The organism is Shewanella sp. JNE2, assembly GCF_023159115.1.
Taxonomy (GTDB): domain Bacteria; phylum Pseudomonadota; class Gammaproteobacteria; order Enterobacterales; family Shewanellaceae; genus Shewanella; species Shewanella putrefaciens.
Genome location: NZ_CP096169.1, coordinates 3722600 through 3743394 on the forward strand (window position 1 = coordinate 3722600; position 20795 = coordinate 3743394).

Consider the following 20795-nt stretch of genomic DNA (forward strand, 5'->3'; position numbering starts at 1 on the left):
CAAGACGTTATAATTTGCTTCGCCAAAAGTAACCATAACCTCAAGCCATGCCAAGACTTATGCTAACCGATGCACGCTGGGAAAAGCTATTTCATTTAATGAAAAGCACAGGCCGTGTTTATGACAAACCTGAACATAGACAGACATTCGAAGGTATTCTTTACCGCCTTAGAACAGGTATCCCTTGGCGAGATTTACCTAAAGAGTTCGGTCATTGGAGCACGGTCTTTAGACGGTTTCATTTATGGTCTAAAAAAGGCGTTCTAGCACATTTATTCAAGGCCTTAGCCAACCTTGCTGATATAGAATGGGTCTTTATTGATGGCTCGATAGTGCGGGCTCACCAGCACAGTGCAGGTGCATCGACGCTAAGTAATGAGAGTATTGGTAAAAGTCGAGGCGGTAATTCAACCAAAATTCACTTAGCCGTCGACAGCGGAGGATTACCGATTTATTTCGAATTATCAGAAGGCCAAAAACACGATATTACACACGCCCCCAGCTTAATTGAGCACCTGAAGCAGGTTGATACCGTCATTGCAGATAAAGGTTATGACAGCGATGCTTTTCGTGAACTTATCGCAAATAAAGGCGGGAAATCTGTTATTCCGAGGCGCCGCTATAAGAATACACCTCAAGAAAGAGTCGATTGGTGCTTATATCGGTATCGACATTTAGTGGAGAATGCTTTTGGAAGAATTAAACACTATCGAGCAATATCAACAAGGTATGACAAGCTAGCAAGAAATTACGCCAGTATGGTGTCACTGGCGTTTATGTTAATGTGGCTGCCGATGTATTGCTGAGCAACATTTGCACAGCAAAGATCAACAGACCCTAACTAAAATGGAGTAAATGAGAGTCATCAAAAGTTGAAGAGCTAAAGCTAAGGCATGAAAATGAGCTAACTCATTAAAAATGGTGTATTTAAGACATGCTAATCCACCCAATAAAACAAATGGGTAGTGATGGGTTTGGTTAAGCAGGATTACAGTTAGTTGCTGTGAAAGTGCTGACAGCTTGCGGCAAAGTGCCGTCGTCGCTTTTCTAGATGTTCGCAGTAATCAGTGAGTTCTTGCAGCGTACCCACCGGACCGCGAAATAGCTTGCCAAACTCAGTAGTGAGCTTGAGCCAATTGTCATGTGAGATATTTAATCTTGCCAGTAACTTAGCACTATTCTCACTGATTGCCCCACGTTTGTCGCTTCGAATAATTCGGCCTGTATCATCGACCAATTCAAGGTAGTCCGATAATAAAAACGCAATGCCATTGGGCTGGTTGTCGCGCTCATTAACGATAAAAGGCAGTAGATTTTTAGGCTGCTCACCTTTCAATGCGGCCCGAATACGCAGTTGAATACTGGTATGGTCGGATTGTTCTGGTGTATCAGCCAGTTGGGCTCTAATGGGATTCAAATCAACGTAGGCCATGCAGGTTAACATTGCGGCTTCATCGAGTAGAGCTTGATTCTCTATAAAAGAAATAGGTAAATCGCCCTTCCCAGAAACGACCTGTACAGTTATCTTCTTGATTCGTTTGTCTTGCGATGGGTTCGTTGAGGCAGCGCATAAACCAACTGATATCACATAATCGACTGCGATAAATGGCAATTGCATGCCTTAACCTGTTGACCTCATGGCCTCAACCAACTCACCTTTAGCGAATTTTTGCGTTAATTCATCGCCTTTAAACTGCTTATGCCACTGCTCAAGTACTTCGTGGTCAGTCCAACGATTCGCGCTGTCGATATCGACCCGCAGCACCACATGGAGATGATTCGACCCTCCCGTTCATTTACAAGAGTGCAAAGGCGGCCACATCAATAGCAAAAACCGCTTCGAGTTCAAACAGTAACGATTCTACCCAAGCGCGGAGATGGTCATAATTTTTTCCAGAATAGGCATCATCGCCACACAAAAGGCACGCCGAACAACGCGGCTACAGCAATGATAATAAGGTGTGTCTTCAAGACTTATCTGAGTTCTGCGAGGGCGCGGCATACAAACCTCCTTGTTTAATGCTTAACCAAAGCATAGTCGGAGGTTTATTGAAGCGCCATTAAGGCTGGGTGTCCATTTTGGCCGTTTTGGCCGAGCTATTTTGGCCGACTTGTTAAGCGGTGGTGGTACGAGCCAACCACTCGCTCATTGAATTTGATACCTTTTTAACATCACTACCATCATGATGGAATATCCATACTGAGAAGTTGTCTTCTGGGTCTAAGTACAATAGATCACCGTTTTCTTCTGCAACAACAAACCCATTGGCTACTCTGTTTATAGGGAGCTTACCCTCTGATGAATGAACAAACTCACTGTTCGAGAACTCTTGGTAGCATTTTAAATATAGTTCCAATTGTCGATGTGCTGGAGCGTTGCCTACTCCTGACATTTCAATGTTTTCACAAAGTAACTCTTCGTCAAAAAACGCCCAGCACCTTCCCTCGAAATCTGGGTACTCATCTGGGAATTCGTTAAAGCAGTAATCTTCGCCAGCGTCGATACCTGCGACAAACTCAAGATAATCGCTTGGCAATTCTATGCCTCGTTCTTTTTGTAATTCAGAGATTTTCACGATTCTTCCTTTTCGCTTAACGTCTTCGTATTTATGCGCTGCGCGTTAACCTCATTAGACCAGTGAAACGCGCACAGTTAACTATCTGTATGAAAAGAACTTATCATTTTTCTATCAAATGCACCATTCGAAAAAACGTGCAAAATGGCAGGATTCTATGTGTGAACCTGAGGAGGCAAGTCTGATTCACTGTAACGATGTTTGTAATCCCTCATGGTCAGGTCTTACTTTTTAGTATCTATTACTTTTTGTATCTCAAGTTATCAGACAACAAAGGGCTAATCTTTAAGCCGTTGAGGCAAATAGCTTTTTAGCAGAACGGGCAGCGAGAGGGTTAGTTAGGATTTGCATTATTACGGAAGTGACCGTCGGTGGCATGAATGCCACCGTTGAGCCCTCAGGGAAGCTTATTTTAAAAACAATAGGCGGCGTGCCACCAGAGTAATATTGCAAATCGACACTGCACATCGGAGAATCTTTTACGAATCTAATTTTCTGGACTGCCTAGCGAAACCTAATCCGGTTTAAACACGCCGATCACAGCACCGGTGGCTTTTTCTGTCACCTTTTCATCGGCTTGCTGTTCACGGTAATCACACTCAGTACATTCAACGGTTTCGATGCCGTTTTCCTTGTAGAGTAAAATGCTGTCTTTGGCGCTGCATTTGGGGCACTTAGCACCGGCTACGAAACGCTTTTTGATTTTAGTGTTTGTCATAATAGATAAAGGACCAGATAGCAGGGCCAAGGGACTCGGCCGAAGAAATTGGCGCTATTTTGCCACACTGATGATTGAATGCCAGTGTTACCTGAAAGTATGAGGCCTTAGGTCGATGTGATGCAATTCGCTAAAGATCATCCTGAAAAGTCGAATAATTGTCCGAGTTATCGGGTCAGGCTGTGGTTTGAAACTGGGTTGTACGCTATTATCTGTGCCCTGACGAATTTACGTTCTAACCAAGTTGTAGTTAATGATCAGCATCAACCAAGCGCAATTAATCCGTGGCAGCAAAACCCTGCTAGATGAGACCTCTCTCACGATTTATCCCGGCCATAAGGTCGGTTTAGTCGGTGCTAACGGCACAGGCAAATCCTCACTGCTCGCATTAATTTTAGGTCACTTAAGCCTAGATAAAGGTGAATTTAGTCTGCCTTCTGGCTGGCAAATTGCCACTGTGGCCCAAGAAACTCCTGCGCTCGACGTCTCGGCACTGGAATATGTGATCGATGGCGACAGCGAATATCGTCAATTAGAAGCCCTATTACACAAGGCTCAAGAAGATAACGACGGCAATGCCATCGCACTCTTACACGGCAAAATCGACGCTATCGGCGGTTATGCGATTCATTCGCGTGCAGGCTCATTGTTAGCGGGTTTGGGCTTTAGTGAAGCCGAGCAAAGCAATCCGGTGAAAAGCTTTTCGGGCGGTTGGCGTATGCGCCTCAACTTAGCCCAAGCGCTACTGTGCCGCTCTGACTTATTGCTCCTCGACGAACCGACCAACCACTTAGACTTAGATACTATGTACTGGCTCGAAGGTTGGATTAAGTCCTATCAAGGTACGCTGATTTTAATCAGCCATGATAGGGACTTTATCGATGAAATCGTTGATGAAATCGTCCACGTTGAAAATCAAAAACTCAATTTCTACAAGGGCAATTACAGTGCCTTTGAGCGCATTCGTGCCGAACGTATGTCGCAACAACAGGTCGCCTTCGAACGCCAACAAAAAGAACGTGCGCACATGCAGTCCTTCGTTGACCGTTTCCGTTACAAGGCAAGTAAAGCCAAACAAGCGCAGAGCCGCTTAAAGGCACTAGAGCGCATGACTGAGTTGTTGCCGTCTCAAGCCGATAGCCCCTTTTATATGGAGTTTCGTGCTCCGGAAGCCCTACCCAATCCGCTGATTAAGATGGAGCAAGTCGCAATAGGCTATGGCGATAAGCCAATCCTTAGCAAGGTGCATTTAAACTTAGTACCGGGTGCACGCATTGGTTTACTCGGCCGTAACGGCGCGGGTAAATCGACATTAATCAAGCTGTTATCGGGTCAATTATCGCCAATGACAGGTTTGTATGAACCTAATCCCGGCGTCAATATTGGCTACTTTGCCCAACATCAAATCGAATTTTTGCGCCTCGATGATACGCCAATGCAGCATTTAATGCGTCTGGCGCCCAATGCCAGAGAGCAAGAATTACGCAACTTCTTAGGCGGTTTTGGCTTTAACGGCGATATGGCGCTTTCACCTGTACGCCCCTTTTCTGGCGGCGAGAAAGCCCGTTTGGTGTTGGCGCTATTAGTTTGGCAACGCCCTAACCTATTGCTGCTCGATGAACCCACCAACCATTTAGACTTAGAGATGCGCCACGCCCTGACAATGGCATTGCAAACCTTTGAAGGCGCAATGGTTATCGTATCCCATGATAGGCATTTACTGCGGTTAACCTGTAGCGATTATTATCTGGTCGATCAAGGTGAAGTGCGCGCCTTCGACGGTGACCTAGACGATTACCATCAATGGTTGCTCGATGCGGCGAAAGCCAGTACCAATCAAACGAGCAATAGCGACGACACCAAACCAGCGGCTGATAAGAAGATACAAAAACGCCTTGAGGCCGAGATCCGCCAAAAGGTATCGCCGCTCAAGCGTAAGCAGACTAAGTTAGAAACCGATCAACAAAAGCTGAGCGAACGCCTAGCCGAGCTAGAACATTTACTGGCCGATAGCGAATTATATGACCAAGATAACAAAGCCAAGCTAACCGCAGTATTAACGGAGCGAACGAGCTTGACGCAAACCTTAGAAGACAGTGAAATGCAATGGCTAGAACTGCAAGAAGAAATTGATGCAATGGAACTCGAAGTGATAAGCCAGTAGGGACTACAAACATGATCACCACCCCCAATATACAAGGACAATGTATGCAAAATCCATCCAGACTAGACGGCCAAATTTGGGATTGGTGTGATATGAGTTATGGGCACAATAAAGCACTGTGCCTCGAATTGCAGGATAGCTGCCAAGTGAATGTTAACCTGCTGCTACTGGCGCAATATTTAGATCTCACGCTTGATGTTACAGGGCCAAGGCAATATAGCACTGAGCAATGGCAAACATTGACTGCCGCCGTAAAGGAATGGGATGAGAAGTTTCTTTCTCCCTATCGCCGTTTACGTCGCCTTGCCAAAGCAAGTCTGAATAAAGATGAATATCAGCAAATGCTTGATGTTGAATTGATGATGGAGCGTAAGGCACAGCGCACCATCACTTGTGCTCTGAGAAGGCTTAATCCACTAGGATTAAAGACTAACCTAGTGAGCTACCTAAGTTTATTCGGGTTAGGCGAAGCCGATGTAAAACAGTTAGCGCTACTCACACCTTAAATTTATACGCCTAGATAAAGCCATTACCTCACAGAGCTTAGGCGCTTCGACCTTGGGGATACCTTTTACAGTTATCCTCAATAGTCAACCAACTGACCTGACTCTCAGTATAAATATGGTAATGTGGCCTGATGCGATTAGGATCATCTAAGCTCGCTATTGTTAAGGTGACATAATCAGGGTATTGGGTATGCCGATAGGTCAGCGAGCAACCACACTCCTTACAAAAACCGCGCCTAACAAACTCAGATGATGCAAATTCAGTCACCACACCATTAAGCCAAGTGACTTGAGCAAACTTAAAATCCATCCAAGCGCCAAACACTGACCCCGTACTCTTTTGACACATACGGCAGTGGCAATAATCCGCATCAAAGGGTTCACCATCGAGCCGATAACGAATCGCCCCACACAGGCAACCACCTTCTAAAAGGAATTCTTCAGTCATACTAAACCTTGTCCCCTACACTGAGTTTTGCCGCGAGTCTCTCTGCTAGTTTGCTCGCATTACGTGCCGTAATGCCATAAATCGACAATTGTGGATTAGCACCTAGGCTCGTCGGAAAGATAGAACCATCCATTACCGACAAGTTTTCTAAATAATGTGACTGTCCATCACTGTCAACCATCGCAAGTTTTTTATCTTCACCCAAAGGACATCCTCCCATCACATGGGCCGATGCCACCACAGTGCGCAGTGGCGCGAGCGACATCTGGGCAATGCTTTCTTTGGCCTCTTTCCATGAAGACAAATAGGGCATTCCATCACTAATAGGTAACACTTTTAACGCGCCCGCAGAGAATTGTAGCTCGGCCATACTGGCAAAGGCGCGTCTCGCCGCACGCCAAAAAATATCGGTCAGAGGATAATCTAAGGCAAAACCTGTTGATGTTAAATGCACTTGCCCCCCCTGACTCTCGGGGTGATAACCATCACGCACAAGGGCGATAGTCACCTGTAGTTGATTAAATTGTGACATTAGCTCAGCGTGGCTCATGCCATAACCTAAGGTTTTAGAGGCAATGAGTATGGGATGTACAGGCGGTACTTCGAGCTTATAACCCAGCTCTCCCTCTGCACCATTTTTCCAAACAAACTCATCGGAATAAATGGATTGCGGTGCACCACTGTGAGCATTAATCGCATCGGCAAACACGCCACCAGAGAGCAAAGTTGGATGTAAAAAGGTGCGTTTACCCAAAAGCTTGTGGGGATCGGGCACTTGAGAACGCATTAAAAGCGCTGGAGTATGAATGGCGCCAGCACTCAAGATGTAATGTTTGGCCTTAAATAACAACTCAATGGCGGTTGGCCTTAAGTTCACATCAAGTGCCTGTGCCTTTAATGCAAAAACATGACCGTTATGATGCTCAATGTTCACCACTTTTGCGCGACTTACCAACTGTGCACCTTTATCTAGCGCCGCGGGAATGGTGGTCACTAACATAGATTGCTTGGCATTCACTGGGCAACCCATACCGCAATAGCCGGTATTCCAGCAACCCGCTACATTACGCTTAATCACAGTGTAATCCCAACCAAGATTAATGCAGCCTTGCTTTAACGCTGCATTATTGCGATTAGGTTCATAATTCCATTGGTGGATATTTAGGCGCTGCTCCATTTGCTCAAACCAAGGGGCTAAGCTTTCTGATGTTAATCCAGCGACGGACTTATTTTGCTCCCAAAAGGCTAACGTCTCAGCCGGAGTACGAATCGAGGTCGTCCAATTTACCGTTGTCGAACCGCCAACGGCGCGGCCTTGGAAGATGCCAATCGCTTTGTCGGCGGTTTTCATGGCGGCCGCTTGTTGATATAAATTCGGGTAAGCGACGCGCTCTTCCATATCAAAATCACTGGAAGATTTAAACGGCCCCGCTTCAACCATGATGACACTCAGTCCTGCTTGGGTAAGAATTTCAGCCGCAACACCGCCCCCAGCACCCGTGCCAACAATAATCACATCGGCTTCAAATTGCTGGTTTGCCTGCAATAGGCTCGCATCTATATGCTGCCAACCTGAATTTAAACCATTCACTATGGGATCGATGATTGCCAACTTGAGCGCTCCAGTGCTACGGGTAACATTTTGATTATTTGCGTTTAATGCCAACATTAACAGAATCGTTATTTGAATAACTCAGGCTTGGCATAATGCAGACGACTCCAATGCTCAGGGCAAGCGTAGTAACTTGCCATCACTAATTCCCGTAGTCCTAAGTAAGCCGTCTGTAGTAAGGAAAAATAGCTATGGCGCCAACTTTCTAGCATTTCTGTTAATTCAGCAGGAGAACGCATTAATAGTGGCGTCATGCTAGAGGTTAATAGCAGTAGCCCAAGCCGATTCTCGAGCATATCGAGTAATTCAAACAACTCAATTTGCTGCTCGGCTGGCAACACATTAATTGACTCTTTTATGGCATCTAAGGTTCTATTTTGAGCCACTAACTTGTGAGTCGTCACATCGGGGAGCGCCCCATCGAGCATCACAGGTAAGAGTACACTAAATAGCAAACGATAATCCTTACCTTCACTATCATCGGGTAAACTGAGTTCAGGGGAATAGAGATTAACCCCTAAGGCTAGCACTGCAGTACCTGCAAATGCGCCCAGTAAAAAGGTTCTTCGTTTCATCGCTATCTCCTGAATATCAGCATAAAAAACAATTGTGTTACACTAAGCGCGAATTCAAATTAAACATACGTTTTAATTTTCAGCAATAGCGGTGCCTAGATAAACTCTTATGCCAAATTCTTTTATGCCACCTTGGTGGGCCAAGAGTCCACATATACAAACGATTTTGCCCGTATTGACGAAAGTCGCCAAACCGGCACTGATAAGGCAGCGCCTCGAATTGCCCGATGGTGACTTTATCGATTTAGATTGGCAGGATGTCCCGCAGCAGGGTAAACCAATAGTCGTGATCATCCATGGATTAGAGGGCAGCGCGGCATCCCATTATGCGAGGCGCATACTGCTGAGCTGTAAAGAACAGCAACTTTCAGCCGTTGTGCATCATCACAGAAGTTGCTCGGGCGAAGCCAATCGTCTCGCTCGCAGTTACCACAGTGGTGACACAGACGATCTGCAGTTTAGCCTATCAACACTACAACAAACGTATCCGCAATCCCCGTTATTAGCTGTAGGTTACAGTTTAGGTGGAAATGTACTCACTAAGTACCAAGGCGAATATCAAGATAGCAGCTTATTAACTCGGGCCGTGGTTGTCTCAGCCCCCTTGCAATTATCAGCTTGTGCCAAACGACTCGAACATGGCTTCTCTAAGGTTTATCAAAGCTACCTTATCAAGCAATTACAAAAAAAAATAAACCAAAAACTCGCCGATCCTGATTTGGCAAACACTCTGCCATTAAGCCGATGGCAAGTCGAGCAGCTTAATACTTTTTATGACTTCGACGATAAAGTCACGGCACCACTCCACGGTTTTAATGGCGTTGATGATTATTATATTCGCGCTAGCGGCCTGCCCTTTGTTAACCGCATTACTAAACCCACACTGATCATACATGCCAAGGATGATCCCTTTATGACTGACGATGTGATCCCACATCCAAGCCAAATATCTGAGCATGTCGAATACGAATTACATTCCTATGGAGGCCATGTTGGTTTTATCGAAGGCGGTACACCATGGAAACCACGCTTCTATCTTGAACGTCGTATTTTAGCTTTCTTACGTGGCAACACCCTATTCGACGAACGCTTGTCTGATAACATTGAACAAGGAAAAAACCATGCTCATCCCCTATGATGTGCTTTTACAGCTACCGAAGGAAACACTGGCAAATCTTGTCCGCGAATACCTATTTGGTCAAGTAGAAGATGGCAGTTTTGCGAGCCTAGATGATCAGGAAATGTCCTTGGCCATAGCCCAGTGCCAACAAGCGCTTAAGCAAGGAAAGCTGCTCTTAGAATATAGCGAAGATGACGAGTCTTTCGCGATACGACCTGCGGATCAAATAGCAAAACGGCAAGATTGACCAGCCCTACCCCTGTACCGTATAAATAGAACTCGCGGTTTTATCGCTTACCCATAAGCGGCTCTTTTGGTTCCTAGCTAGGTAGAAAAAATGTCAGCAAAACATCCCATTATTGCAGTTACAGGCTCTTCAGGCGCAGGAACCACTACGACAACCACGGCCTTTAGCCATATTTTTCGCCAACTTGGAATAAACGCAGCTTTCGTTGAGGGGGATAGTTTCCACCATTTTACCCGCGCCGAAATGGAAGTGATGATCCGTAAGTCCCAAGCAGAAAACCGTAATCTTAGTTATTTTGGCCCAGAAGCCAATAACTTTGCTCGCTTAGAGCAATGCTTCAGCGACTACAGTGCAACAGGGCAAGGGGAAACTCGCAGTTATCTACACACCTTTGATGAGGCTGTCCCCTTTAATCAAATGCCCGGCACTTTTACCCAATGGCGGCCACTACCTGAAAATACCGATATGCTTTATTACGAAGGGTTACACGGTGGTGTCGTCACGCCAGAAGCCAATGTCGCCCAACATGTCGATTTGCTTATCGGCATGGTACCCATTGTCAACTTAGAATGGATCCAAAAAATAATCCGAGATACTTCAGAGCGCGGTCATAGTCGTGAAAAAGTCATGGGCTCGATTGTGCGCAGTATGGACGATTATATTAAGCATATGACACCGCAGTTCTCTCGCACCCACATTAATTTTCAGCGAGTACCCACGGTTGATACCTCTAACCCATTCAGCGCCAAAGATATTCCAAGTTTGGATGAGAGCTTTGTGGTGATCCGCTTCCGCGGTATTAATAATGTCGATTTCCCTTATTACCTGAGCATGATCCAAGGCGCGTTTATGTCACGGGTTAATACCTTAGTCGTGCCCGGCGGTAAAATGTCCTTAGCGATGGAGCTTATTCTTACGCCCTTAATTAAAGACTTAATGGAAAAACGCCAACAACTTAATAGTCCTGAAACGAACTAAAACCTTACCGATTCTCAAGTGAGTTTGACCAAAGGTTAAGGAAATAAAGTCTTTTTTTGCAATGGATTAAGTTTTATTTAAGCCATTAACGCTAACCTTGCTCGCATCGGGATTTCAGGCGAAAGAACGATAGTTGGCATACTCTTGGGAGTTAATTCCCCCATCTTGATCTGTTGATTCCCTTGAGTATGTCAGCAACCTTTAACAATATAGGTTCTAGGTTCTAGGTTCTAGGTTCTAGGTTCTAGGTTCTAGGTTCTAGGTTCTAGGTTCTAGGTTCTAGGTTCTAGGTTCTAGGTTCTAGGTTCTAGGTTCTAGGTTCTAGGTTCTAGGTTCTAGGTTCTAGGTTCTAGGTTCTAGGTTCTAGGTTCTAGGTTCTAGGTTCTAGGTTCTAGGTTCTAGGTTCTAGCAGTGAAGCGTCCTAGTAGTTGCGAAGCAACGCTCTAGTTCCTAGCAGGCCGAAGGCCGTTCTAGATTCTTATACATCACCATACACTCTAAGGCGATGCCCCTAGGTGAGCAGTAGATTGATTCCTCTTCTAAACCTTCACCACAAAAACCACAGTGGCGATAAAAATCCACTGCATTTAAGGTCGATTCCAACCTGAGCTGGGCAATCCCCTGATTAAACGCCATTGTCTCAATAAACTTAAGCAGTGCCTTACCTACCCCAAGCCCCATAGCATCAGGGGAAACAAACAGGGCTTCTAACTGGGCATAGGGTTCATCCAACATAACAGTGCCGACCACAGTCTTTACCTGCAACGCATTATCAGAGATCTCTGCCACATAAAAATGCGCCTCGACGATACGCCTAAATTGCTCGGTCAGTTCGCCTGCTGTCCAAATCAACAGATCGCCCGCATCATAAAATCCGGTGCAGCCTTTATTGATAGCCGCATTACGAATATCCCAGCATGCTTGTGCATCGATTTTAGTTGCTTTTCGAATCGTAATCATCAGATTTTCCAATAAAATATCTCCCCATAACATGCCATGAAGCGACTCAATCACCAAGTAAACTCTTGATCTCAAATGTGACTCAACAAAAAACCGCCCGAAGGCGGTTTTAAATAACGCGACAGAAGCTCAATGGATCTGTGCTAGCGTATTTTCTTATGGTTTAACTTAGCCTTTAATCAATTCGCTAATAGTCAATACGCCGTGAGTCGTAGCGCCTGCGCCCCATAGGGCAGAAGCTGAATCTTCAAATGCGGCGGCGAGATCCACATGTAACCATTTAGCTTCGGGTGACACGAAACGCCATAAGAAACCAGCGGCATTAGAGGCACCACCTGCACCGCCACCTTTCACCGGACGACTATTAGCCGTATCAGCGTAAGCCGATGGACACATTTCTTTATGCCAAGGGTCTAGCGGCAGCGGCCATACGCGCTCAGCAACACTTGTCGCTTTTTGCTGAGCCAGTTGCAGCACATCGGTCTGTGGCGAGAAAATCGCGTTGTAGTTTGAACCTACCGCCATCACTGCGGCGCCTGTTAGGGTCGCCGCATCGATAATAAAAGGCGCTCCAGTAGCAGAAGCCGCTTGTAAACCATCGGCCAACACTAAGCGCCCTTCAGCATCGGTATTCACCACTTCCACTGTCACACCATTTTTGTAAGTCAGGATATCGCCTAACTTATAAGCGCGGCCGCTGATCAAGTTTTCAGCACAGCAAAGGAATAACTTAACCCGTTTATTCAGCCCCGATTTCATTGCTAAACCGAGTGCTGCAGTTACAGTGGCGGCGCCGCCCATATCGCATTTCATGCCGAGCATGCCTTCGGAGGCTTTAATGCTGTAACCGCCAGAATCAAAGGTAATCCCTTTACCCACAAGCGCGACAGACACGGGGGCATCGGCGGCTAATGGATTGAAGTCTAATTCTAACATTGCTGGCGGACGCTCACTGCCGCGACCCACAGCATGGATACCAATCCACTGTTCTTCGAGCAGTGCTTCGCCTTCGATAATCCGATAGCTCACCTTATCGCCACCAATATCGGCTAACCATCTTGCTGCTTGTTGAGAAAGTTTTACTGGCGAGAGGTTTTCAGGCGTATCGTTGATCAATTGACGAGCAAAGGTTGCCACATCGAACCTGCGTTGTAATTCTGCTTGAACAGACTCATCACCACACCAGTGGATTTGATAGCCGGTTTTGGCGGTTGCGAAACCTTGGGCAAATACCCACTGGCTATTGAGATCCCAAAGCTGTCCAGCTAATACCACACTGCTAATACCTTGACTGCGTAGTTTGCGGGCCGCCATTTGAATTTGACGCAGCTCATCGCCACCCGCTAAATGAATTTGTGCACCGTCGGCACTATAAGTCACATCAGCCTTACCCCAATGGGCGGCTGGTGCTTCTTTGGTTAATTGCACTTTCATCAATTCAGTTACTTTTAGTTCACTCATTAGGGATCCTTATTTTTCGATTCGTTTTAGAACAATCAGCAATCAGAACAAACTTTATGGCGGCAGTTTACTGCTAGCAGGCGATGACTCAAAGCGATTGGCGGAAGTTACTCAGGTAAAATCTGTAAACATTTGCGAAATTTGCTAGTCTTGCCGCCTGAGTATTCTCAATACAGGTAGTAGCATGCAGTTCGAACCCGCCTTGCAGCAAGGCATATTAGTTAAACGCTATAAACGTTTTCTTGCCGATATAAAGCTCACCGATGGCAGTGAGATGACAATCCATTGCCCTAATACAGGTTCAATGCGCAACTGTCTCTTCCCCGGAGAAGCCGTGTGGTTTTCAACCTCTGCTAACCCTAAACGTAAATATGCATACACGTGGGAGTTAATGGGCACATCCAATGGTGGTTTTATTGGCATACATTCAGGTAGTGCAAATGCCCTAGCCGAAGAAGCCATACATAGCGGCATTATCAAAGAACTGACGGGTTACGACACTTTAAGCCGTGAGGTGAAGTACGGCGATGAAAACAGCCGTATTGATATTCTGCTCCAAGGTGCTCAAAAACCAGACTGTTACATAGAAGTCAAAAGTTGTACTTTACTCGAAGATGGACAAGGATTTTTCCCCGATGCAGTGAGTTTACGCGGCCAAAAACATTTGCGTGAATTGATGCATATGGCAAATCTTGGCCACCGCGCAGTGCTGTTATTTGTAGTACAGCACTCAGAAATATTCAGCGTTGCGCCTGCAGCACACATTGATCCTGAATACGCTAACCTACTGAAAAAGGCGACTTTATCGGGTGTTGAAGTATTGGCATATCGCTGCGAAATGTCACCAACAGAGATACGCCTAGCCCAAGCCTGTCCAGTCCGAGTATGATGTTAACGGTCGGTAAAATTGAAATTCATTTCAATTAGCGAATTGAATCATAAAATTCATTCAAGGCGAGTTGAAAAATTTGCCTCGATGTAAAGATTCTGATATAGATAGCGGCCGTTCTTAAGGACGCCCTACAAACGCAAATGATTACAGGAGATGCGTTATGCCTGAAGGCACCAAAAAACTTGGCGTACTCGCTATCGCAGGTGTAAGTCCCTACCAGGAAAAGCCGGGTGAGGAGTATATGAACGCTAAGCAACTGGGTCACTTCAAGACTATTCTTGAAGCTTGGCGCAATCAGTTGCGTGAAGAGGTCGACCGTACTCTCAGCCACATGCAGGACGAGGCAGCAAACTTTCCCGATCCTGTTGACCGTGCTGCACAAGAAGAAGAGTTCAGCCTCGAACTTCGTGCTCGCGATAGAGAACGTAAGCTGATCAAGAAAATCGAAAAGACACTGCAAAAAATCGAAGAAGACGATTTCGGCTTCTGTGATTCCTGCGGTATCGAAATCGGCATTCGCCGTCTCGAAGCGCGTCCAACAGCCGACCAATGTATCGACTGTAAAACGCTTGCAGAGATTAAAGAAAAGCAAATGGCTGGTTAATCGGCTGAGCTAAACAAGGCGGGGATTTCCCCGCCTACTTGTTTGTTAAAATGAGTTCATCAAACTCGTTCGAGTACAACTCACTTCATTTTATTCTGTTATTCGCTTTTATCTTGGTATACCCCTAAAATACCTCCACTTTTGTCGGTGCGACTTTCAAACTGAATCTTGATGCTATGCCAAATCCATTGACACCTTTTTTAGCCAATAAGCCCTATGTTGGCCGCTTTGCACCTTCGCCTTCAGGTGCGCTGCATTTTGGTTCGCTTATCGCCGCCCTTGGCAGTTATTTACGCGCTCGCTCACAGAAAGGTAAATGGTTAATTCGTATCGAAGATATCGATCCGCCGCGGGAAATCAAAGGGGCAGCAGATGAGATTTTACGCACCTTAGAAGCCTATGGCTTTGAATGGGATAACTCGCCGTTATACCAGAGCCAACGCACTGAGGCCTACCAAGCACAAATTGACCATCTGCTCACTCACAACGACGCCTATTTCTGCCAATGCAGTCGTAAACATATTCAGGCTATGGGGGGAGTTTATGATGGGCGCTGCCATCGCTTATCTAAACCACACTTATCGGGGGCGGTACGTATTGTAAACCGTGCTCAAGTAGCCCAATTTAATGATAATTTGATGGGAGAAATCTGCGTCGATAGCCATTTTGCCGCAGAGGATTTTATCATCAAGCGCAGCGATGGCTTATACGCCTATCAACTCGCGGTTGTACTTGACGATGCTTATCAAGGCATTACTGAAGTGGTGCGTGGCTGCGACTTAATCGAAGCCAGTTGTCGCCAACTCAGTTTGTATCAAACCTTTGGCTTAACCGCTCCCGAATGGCTACATTTGCCCTTAGCTTGCTTGAGTCCTGGGTTTAAGCTTTCAAAACAAAATCATGCACAGGCTATCGATAAACAATATCCACAAAAGAGCCTTAATGCAGCACTGGCATTTTTGGGGCAAGCCCCAGTAGAAGCCCAAGGTTCGTTGGCACACATGCTCGACCAAGCCGTGGCACAATTTCAATTATCAGCGATCCCAAAACAGCCTGAAATATTGATCGAATCCTAATGATGCCAAATCGCATAAAATCCTCCCCACACGAGAAAGTGCACAATGCCGCAATTTGTGTCTCCAGTGGGCTAAGTCAAGCATCGCTATATACCCATTAGGCGGCATTTGGTATATGATAGCCGCCAGATTTTTTAATCACATAACAGATCACATTTCGAGGTGTCCCATTTTTCGCCGTATCAGCCAATTCTGCAAGCAGCTATTTGAAGACGCGCCTAAAACGACCGCTCCAACTCCAGCTCAGATCCAATCTCAAGCGTCAGAAGCTTCTTCTAACGCCTTAAGCCTAGAGTTAGTGCCCAGAGATGCCCACTCCATCTCGCGCAAGCAAATTAGCGAAAATGCCCTTAAGGTATTATACAGACTGAATAAATCAGGATTTAAAGCCTATTTGGTCGGCGGCGGTGTGCGTGATTTACTCCTCGGACTCGAGCCTAAAGATTTCGACGTTGTTACTAACGCAACCCCAGAAGAAATCAAAAAACTGTTCCGCAATTGCCGAGTCGTCGGCCGCCGTTTCCGTCTCGCCCATATCGTCTTTGGTCGGGATGTGATTGAAGTCGCCACCTTTCGTGGTCACCATGGCGAAAGCAATGAAAAAATTTCCAAAGCCAACGCAGAAGGCCGCTTACTGCGCGATAACGTCTATGGCGAAATAGATGAAGATGCCGAGCGCCGCGACTTTACTGTCAATGCCCTCTATTACGATATCAGCGATTATTCTATCCGCAGCTACGGTGGCGGCATGGCTGATCTCAAGGCGGGTACCTTAAGATTAATCGGCGATCCTGAAACACGTTATCGTGAAGATCCCGTTCGTATGCTAAGGGCCGTACGTTTTGCGACTAAGCTCAGTATGAATATTGAGGACGTGACCGCAAAACCCATTAAACAATTGGCGCCACTGCTCACAGATATTCCTGCGGCACGCATGTATGAAGAAGTGCTTAAACTTTTCTTTGCTGGCAAAGCCTTAGCTAACTTCGAAATGATGCAAGAATACAAGTTATTCGCCCCCTTATTTCCTCAGGTCGATGCCCTATTAAAAGAAGATCCAAAGGGTCCTGCAATGAAAATGGTGCAGGCCATTATGAAAAGCACTGACTTACGGGTAAATGAGGATAAACCTGTTACTCCCTCATTCTTTTATGCGGCCATGCTTTGGTATCCACTGCGTCAACGTGCTGAGGATATTGCCGTTGAAAGTGGCTTAACTTTATATGATGCCTTTTTCGCAGCAATGGGCGATGTGATGGAGCAGCAATGCCAAACCATTAGCATTCCACGTCGCTTTAGCACACCCTCAAAAGATATTTGGCAATTACAACTACGCTTTGACCGCAGCCAAGGCACTCGTGCTTTTAAACTGATGGAGCACCCTAAGTTTAGAGCCGCCTACGATTTACTCTTGCTCAGAGGTGAAGTCGAGGGGGGGAATGTTGCCAAAAGTGCTGCTTGGTGGCAGCAGTTCGTTGAAGCCGATGAAACCGAGCGCTTGACTATCGCCCGTAGTGGTAATAAGTCATCGGGGAATCGCAATGCTCCTCAGCGTCGCCGCCGTAGGCCAAGTACGACTAAAGCCAAAGCAGCCGAATAATGACCCGCGTTTATGTTGCATTAGGGGCTAATCTTAATGATCCCAAAACGCAATTGGACAATGCCGTGATAGCATTGTCCAACCTTGCTCAGGGCAATAGTTTGCAGGTCTCACCGTACTACCATTCAACCCCTATGGGCGATGTGGTCCAACCCGACTATATCAATGCGGTGGCAAGCTTTGAGACAACATTAACTCCACTCGCCTTACTCGATGCATTGCAATATATCGAAAACACCCAAGGGCGAGTACGTAAAGAACGCTGGGGACCAAGAACCTTAGATCTTGATCTGCTGCTATATGGCAATGAGTTTATTGATGAGCCTAGGTTAAAAGTACCTCACTACGGTATGAAAGAACGCAGCTTTGTGCTTGTTCCACTGGCTGCGATTGCTCCAGATCTTATCCTGCCCTGTAACACAGTCCTAAGTAGTCTTATCGACAAAAATATGTTGGCCGAGTTACGACAACTGGGGCATTGATCATTGAAGTCCGTCTCCAGTTAGCTTATAACACCACTTCTATTTGGTTTGAAGATCATCCATATGTCTAAAATTACTAGCTCAACCCTGTTGAAATACAAACAGGAAGGTAGAAAATTCACTGCACTGACAGCCTATGATGCCAGTTTTGCTGGCGCGTTCGATAGCGAAGGTGTAGATGTGCTACTCGTCGGTGATTCTTTGGGAATGGTCCTGCAAGGCCATGACGATACTCTCCCAGTCACGACAGCAGAGATCGCTTACCATACTCGCTGCGTACGCCGCGGGATAGAGCGAGCGTTACTGATTGCCGATATGCCTTTTATGAGTTACGCCACGCCAGAACAAGCTATGATTAACGCCACCGAGCTGATGCAGGCTGGTGCCAACATGGTCAAAGTTGAAGGCGGCCATTGGTTACTCGAAACCGTCACTAAACTCACCGAACGCGGTATTCCTGTTTGTGCCCACTTAGGGTTAACGCCTCAATCTGTTCACGTTTTTGGTGGTTTTAAAGTTCAGGGGCGGGATGCCGAAAATGCCCAGCGAATTCTCGATGAGGCCAAAGCATTAGAAGCCGCGGGCGCCCAATTACTCGTCGTAGAATGTATCCCTGCACCATTAGCCACAGCGATCACCCAAGCCCTAACCATTCCAGTCATTGGAATTGGTGCTGGAGCATCGACCGATGGTCAGATTTTAGTGATGCATGATGTATTAGGTATTTCAAGTGGTTATATTCCACGTTTTTCGAAAAACTACCTAAAACAAACGGGTGAAATCCGTTCTGCGGTACGCGCTTACATTGAAGAAGTTGCCGCTGGCACCTTCCCCAGTGCTGAGCACACATTCAGCTAATAGTGCCGAGCACATATTCACTCATTTTAGGTTTTAGCAAGGTAAGGCTTAATGATCACAAGCGCCCATATCGATGATATTCGCACGCAAGTGCGCGCATGGCGTGCCAAGGGCGAAACCGTCGCCTTTGTGCCAACCATGGGGAATCTTCATCAAGGACACATCACCTTAGTCAAAGAAGCTGCACAAAAATGTGACCATGTGGTGGTATCCATTTTCGTCAATCCAATGCAATTTGGGCAAAACGAAGATCTCGATGCCTACCCACGTACTCTGGCCGCCGATAGCGAAGCACTCACTACGGCGGGAGCAGAACTCTTGTTTACTCCGACCCCCGCCACTATCTACCCTAAAGGTTTAGCACAACAAACCTTTGTCGAAGTACCGGGTATTTCAGAGGTGCTTTGTGGCGCATCCCGTCCTGGGCATTTTCGCGGCGTTGCTACCGTTGTCTGCAAGCTATTTAATATAGTGCAGCCGGATGTCGCTTTCTTTGGCAATAAGGATTATCAACAACTGTTAGTGATCCGCACTATGGTTGAAGATTTATCATTACCCATTGAAATTATTGGTGTTGATACCATACGTGAAGCCTCTGGCTTAGCCATGAGTTCGCGTAATGGCTATTTAACTCGCGATGAAAAAGCGGCAGCACCTGCGCTTAAAAAAGCACTGGATGCAATGGCGGCAGGCATCAAGCAAGGTGAAACATTTGAGCAAGTAACAGAACAAGCTAAAGCGAGTTTATATGCAGCAGGCTTTACTCCTGATTACTTAGAAATTCGCCATGCACACACCTTAGCAAACGCCGAACCAGAGGATAAAGCACTGGTGATTTTAGCGGCGGCTTATCTCGGTAAAGCCCGTCTTATCGATAATTTAAGATTCGATCGCTAATAATAAATATCTGTAAAAAGGAGCTTAGGCTCCTTTTTACCCTTTATGGCTTGATGTGACTGCAACTTCCCTGAAACCTCCATTTTAATCACTGAAAAGATCCACTGCCTAAACTGGTTTTCTCGCCAAACTTACACCATAGTATTAAACAAACCACAACACAGGTTTGATGAATAACCTATGTCACTAATATACAAGGATTTGTAGCCGAATGGCAAAGTTGATATTGACTCTCATAGGCCTGTTGCTGCCAAACATGACTCAGGCAAGCATTATCTATAAATGTTATAAGGGCGATAAAGTGGTTTTTAGTCAAATCGCTTGCCCGCAGGAATATCGTCAGCACAAAATCGAGTACCAGTTAGGCGTCACAACAGAAACAGATTCAGATAAACGGGATATGCCTGTCGATCCTTTACAAGCATTACTGAATAATCAAACGATTACCAAAGAAAAACTGCTACAACTGCTGGATAGTGAAATATATCGACTTAAGCAGGAAAACAGCTATTTTGAAATCCTACGCGCCAGTGAATTACAGAAATTAGAACGCAAACGTTACTGGCAAAATAAAGAAAAAAATGATCCTGAATACATCAATGAATTGAACGAGATTAACTCTCGCTTCAATGCATTAATGGTGAACAATAACAGTGCAATGCAGCAACTCAATGACCGAAAAAGTCAAATCAGTAACGAAGTCTCTTCTGAAAACTTGAAAGACTCTAAACAGCACTGATTCACATAGAATGTTGTACTTATTCTATCGATGAGCTATTAAAAATTTGACCTTATTGATAGGGCTGCTTCACAATAAATACAACTTAACTACTAGGACAACTAGGTTAGGCTCCATAAATAAAAACACGTCAATAAACAGATAAAACTCATTTAATCAATACGATATAAATACAGTTCTCTTTTACCTTCCGTTAACCCTTTCTAGAATAAATACCCTTTTGACCAATTGCGACATGTTCATCTGACTCGTATCTTCAAGTCTGAATTTGGGATGTAAGCG

The 20795-nt window shown here is 45.7% G+C and carries 21 protein-coding genes and 1 pseudogene; 14 read left to right on the forward strand and 8 right to left on the reverse strand.

The annotated features are described in order from the left end of the window. Nucleotides 1–47: 47 nt before the first annotated feature. Complete coding sequence (locus tag MZ182_RS16635; protein WP_248069129.1) at nt 48–806, forward strand: IS5-like element ISSod6 family transposase; 759 nt, start codon at nt 48–50, stop codon at nt 804–806. A gap of 188 nt (nt 807–994) precedes the next feature. Here MZ182_RS16635 and MZ182_RS16640 read toward each other — a convergent pair. The 3 genes and pseudogenes from MZ182_RS16640 to MZ182_RS16650 form a co-directional block, all read right to left on the reverse strand. Then, nucleotides 995–2002 (reverse strand): annotated as a pseudogene (locus tag MZ182_RS16640) (transposase). Nucleotides 2003–2114: 112 nt separating this feature from the next. Beyond that, the gene (locus MZ182_RS16645) at nt 2115–2576 is read right to left on the reverse strand and encodes an SMI1/KNR4 family protein (protein ID WP_011788206.1); all 462 of its coding nucleotides are present in this window, start codon (nt 2574–2576) and stop codon (nt 2115–2117) included. 514 nt (nt 2577–3090) lie between these two features. Further along, on the reverse strand, nt 3091–3294 hold the full coding sequence (locus MZ182_RS16650; RefSeq protein ID WP_248069126.1) for a YheV family putative zinc ribbon protein: 204 nt from the start codon (nt 3292–3294) through the stop codon (nt 3091–3093). 253 nt (nt 3295–3547) lie between these two features. Between MZ182_RS16650 and MZ182_RS16655 the strand changes: the two genes are divergently transcribed. Together MZ182_RS16655 and MZ182_RS16660 are read left to right on the forward strand one after the other, a co-directional pair. Next, nucleotides 3548–5458, forward strand: coding sequence for an ABC transporter ATP-binding protein (locus MZ182_RS16655; protein ID WP_248069123.1), 1911 nt, complete (start codon nt 3548–3550; stop codon nt 5456–5458). Nucleotides 5459–5502: 44 nt separating this feature from the next. Then, complete coding sequence (locus MZ182_RS16660) at nt 5503–5964, forward strand: DUF2390 domain-containing protein (protein ID WP_014611257.1); 462 nt, start codon at nt 5503–5505, stop codon at nt 5962–5964. A 37-nt stretch (nt 5965–6001) separates the two neighbouring features. Here MZ182_RS16660 and MZ182_RS16665 read toward each other — a convergent pair whose 3' ends face one another. The 3 genes from MZ182_RS16665 to MZ182_RS16675 all read right to left on the reverse strand — a co-directional run bounded on the left by MZ182_RS16665 (nt 6002) and on the right by MZ182_RS16675 (nt 8599). Beyond that, nucleotides 6002–6412, reverse strand: coding sequence for a GFA family protein (locus tag MZ182_RS16665; RefSeq protein WP_011788202.1), 411 nt, complete (start codon nt 6410–6412; stop codon nt 6002–6004). Nucleotide 6413: 1 nt separating this feature from the next. Then, the gene (locus MZ182_RS16670) at nt 6414–8024 is read right to left on the reverse strand and encodes a GMC family oxidoreductase (RefSeq protein ID WP_248069183.1); all 1611 of its coding nucleotides are present in this window, start codon (nt 8022–8024) and stop codon (nt 6414–6416) included. Nucleotides 8025–8092: 68 nt separating this feature from the next. After that, nucleotides 8093–8599, reverse strand: a complete 507-nt coding sequence (locus tag MZ182_RS16675) for a hypothetical protein (RefSeq protein ID WP_011788200.1) — start codon at nt 8597–8599, stop codon at nt 8093–8095. A 109-nt stretch (nt 8600–8708) separates the two neighbouring features. Between MZ182_RS16675 and MZ182_RS16680 the strand changes: the two genes are divergently transcribed. From MZ182_RS16680 to MZ182_RS16690, 3 genes are all read left to right on the forward strand, one after another. Next, the gene (locus MZ182_RS16680) at nt 8709–9737 is read left to right on the forward strand and encodes a hydrolase (RefSeq protein WP_248069120.1); all 1029 of its coding nucleotides are present in this window, start codon (nt 8709–8711) and stop codon (nt 9735–9737) included. Continuing rightward, nucleotides 9721–9966 carry a YheU family protein gene (locus tag MZ182_RS16685; RefSeq protein WP_248069117.1) on the forward strand — a complete coding sequence of 82 codons (246 nt, stop codon included), beginning with the start codon at nt 9721–9723 and terminating at the stop codon, nt 9964–9966. The genes MZ182_RS16680 and MZ182_RS16685 overlap by 17 nt, the downstream gene beginning before the upstream one ends. A gap of 90 nt (nt 9967–10056) precedes the next feature. Beyond that, complete coding sequence (locus MZ182_RS16690) at nt 10057–10944, forward strand: phosphoribulokinase (protein ID WP_011788197.1); 888 nt, start codon at nt 10057–10059, stop codon at nt 10942–10944. Nucleotides 10945–11394: 450 nt separating this feature from the next. Here MZ182_RS16690 and MZ182_RS16695 read toward each other — a convergent pair whose 3' ends face one another. Together MZ182_RS16695 and pepB are read right to left on the reverse strand one after the other, a co-directional pair. After that, a complete protein-coding gene (locus MZ182_RS16695; protein WP_248066690.1) occupies nt 11395–11904 on the reverse strand; it encodes a GNAT family N-acetyltransferase in 510 nt (169 codons plus the stop codon). A gap of 168 nt (nt 11905–12072) precedes the next feature. Further along, nucleotides 12073–13365 (reverse strand): aminopeptidase PepB, encoded by a 1293-nt coding sequence (gene pepB / locus MZ182_RS16700; RefSeq protein WP_248066686.1) that lies wholly within the window; start codon nt 13363–13365, stop codon nt 12073–12075. Nucleotides 13366–13549: 184 nt separating this feature from the next. On the opposite strand from pepB, the gene sfsA reads away from it, so the two are divergent. The 8 genes from sfsA (at nt 13550) to MZ182_RS16740 (ending at nt 20513) form a co-directional block, all read left to right on the forward strand. Continuing rightward, nucleotides 13550–14254, forward strand: coding sequence for a DNA/RNA nuclease SfsA (sfsA, locus tag MZ182_RS16705; protein ID WP_248066683.1), 705 nt, complete (start codon nt 13550–13552; stop codon nt 14252–14254). Between the two features lie 163 nt (nt 14255–14417). Continuing rightward, nucleotides 14418–14861, forward strand: coding sequence for an RNA polymerase-binding protein DksA (dksA, locus tag MZ182_RS16710; protein ID WP_007644947.1), 444 nt, complete (start codon nt 14418–14420; stop codon nt 14859–14861). Nucleotides 14862–15037: 176 nt separating this feature from the next. Next, entirely contained in the window at nt 15038–15937 is a 900-nt protein-coding gene (gluQRS, locus tag MZ182_RS16715; protein WP_248066680.1) for a tRNA glutamyl-Q(34) synthetase GluQRS, read from the forward strand. A 115-nt stretch (nt 15938–16052) separates the two neighbouring features. Beyond that, complete coding sequence (locus MZ182_RS16720; protein WP_014611263.1) at nt 16053–17537, forward strand: polynucleotide adenylyltransferase PcnB; 1485 nt, start codon at nt 16053–16055, stop codon at nt 17535–17537. Then, nucleotides 17537–18019, forward strand: a complete 483-nt coding sequence (folK, locus tag MZ182_RS16725; RefSeq protein ID WP_248066678.1) for a 2-amino-4-hydroxy-6-hydroxymethyldihydropteridine diphosphokinase — start codon at nt 17537–17539, stop codon at nt 18017–18019. The genes MZ182_RS16720 and folK overlap by 1 nt, the downstream gene beginning before the upstream one ends. A gap of 63 nt (nt 18020–18082) precedes the next feature. Further along, on the forward strand, nt 18083–18877 hold the full coding sequence (gene panB, locus MZ182_RS16730; RefSeq protein ID WP_011788190.1) for a 3-methyl-2-oxobutanoate hydroxymethyltransferase: 795 nt from the start codon (nt 18083–18085) through the stop codon (nt 18875–18877). Between the two features lie 51 nt (nt 18878–18928). Continuing rightward, on the forward strand, nt 18929–19774 hold the full coding sequence (gene panC, locus MZ182_RS16735; protein ID WP_011788189.1) for a pantoate--beta-alanine ligase: 846 nt from the start codon (nt 18929–18931) through the stop codon (nt 19772–19774). Between the two features lie 211 nt (nt 19775–19985). Next, nucleotides 19986–20513 (forward strand): DUF4124 domain-containing protein, encoded by a 528-nt coding sequence (locus MZ182_RS16740; protein WP_248066677.1) that lies wholly within the window; start codon nt 19986–19988, stop codon nt 20511–20513. Nucleotides 20514–20795: the final 282 nt, after the last annotated feature.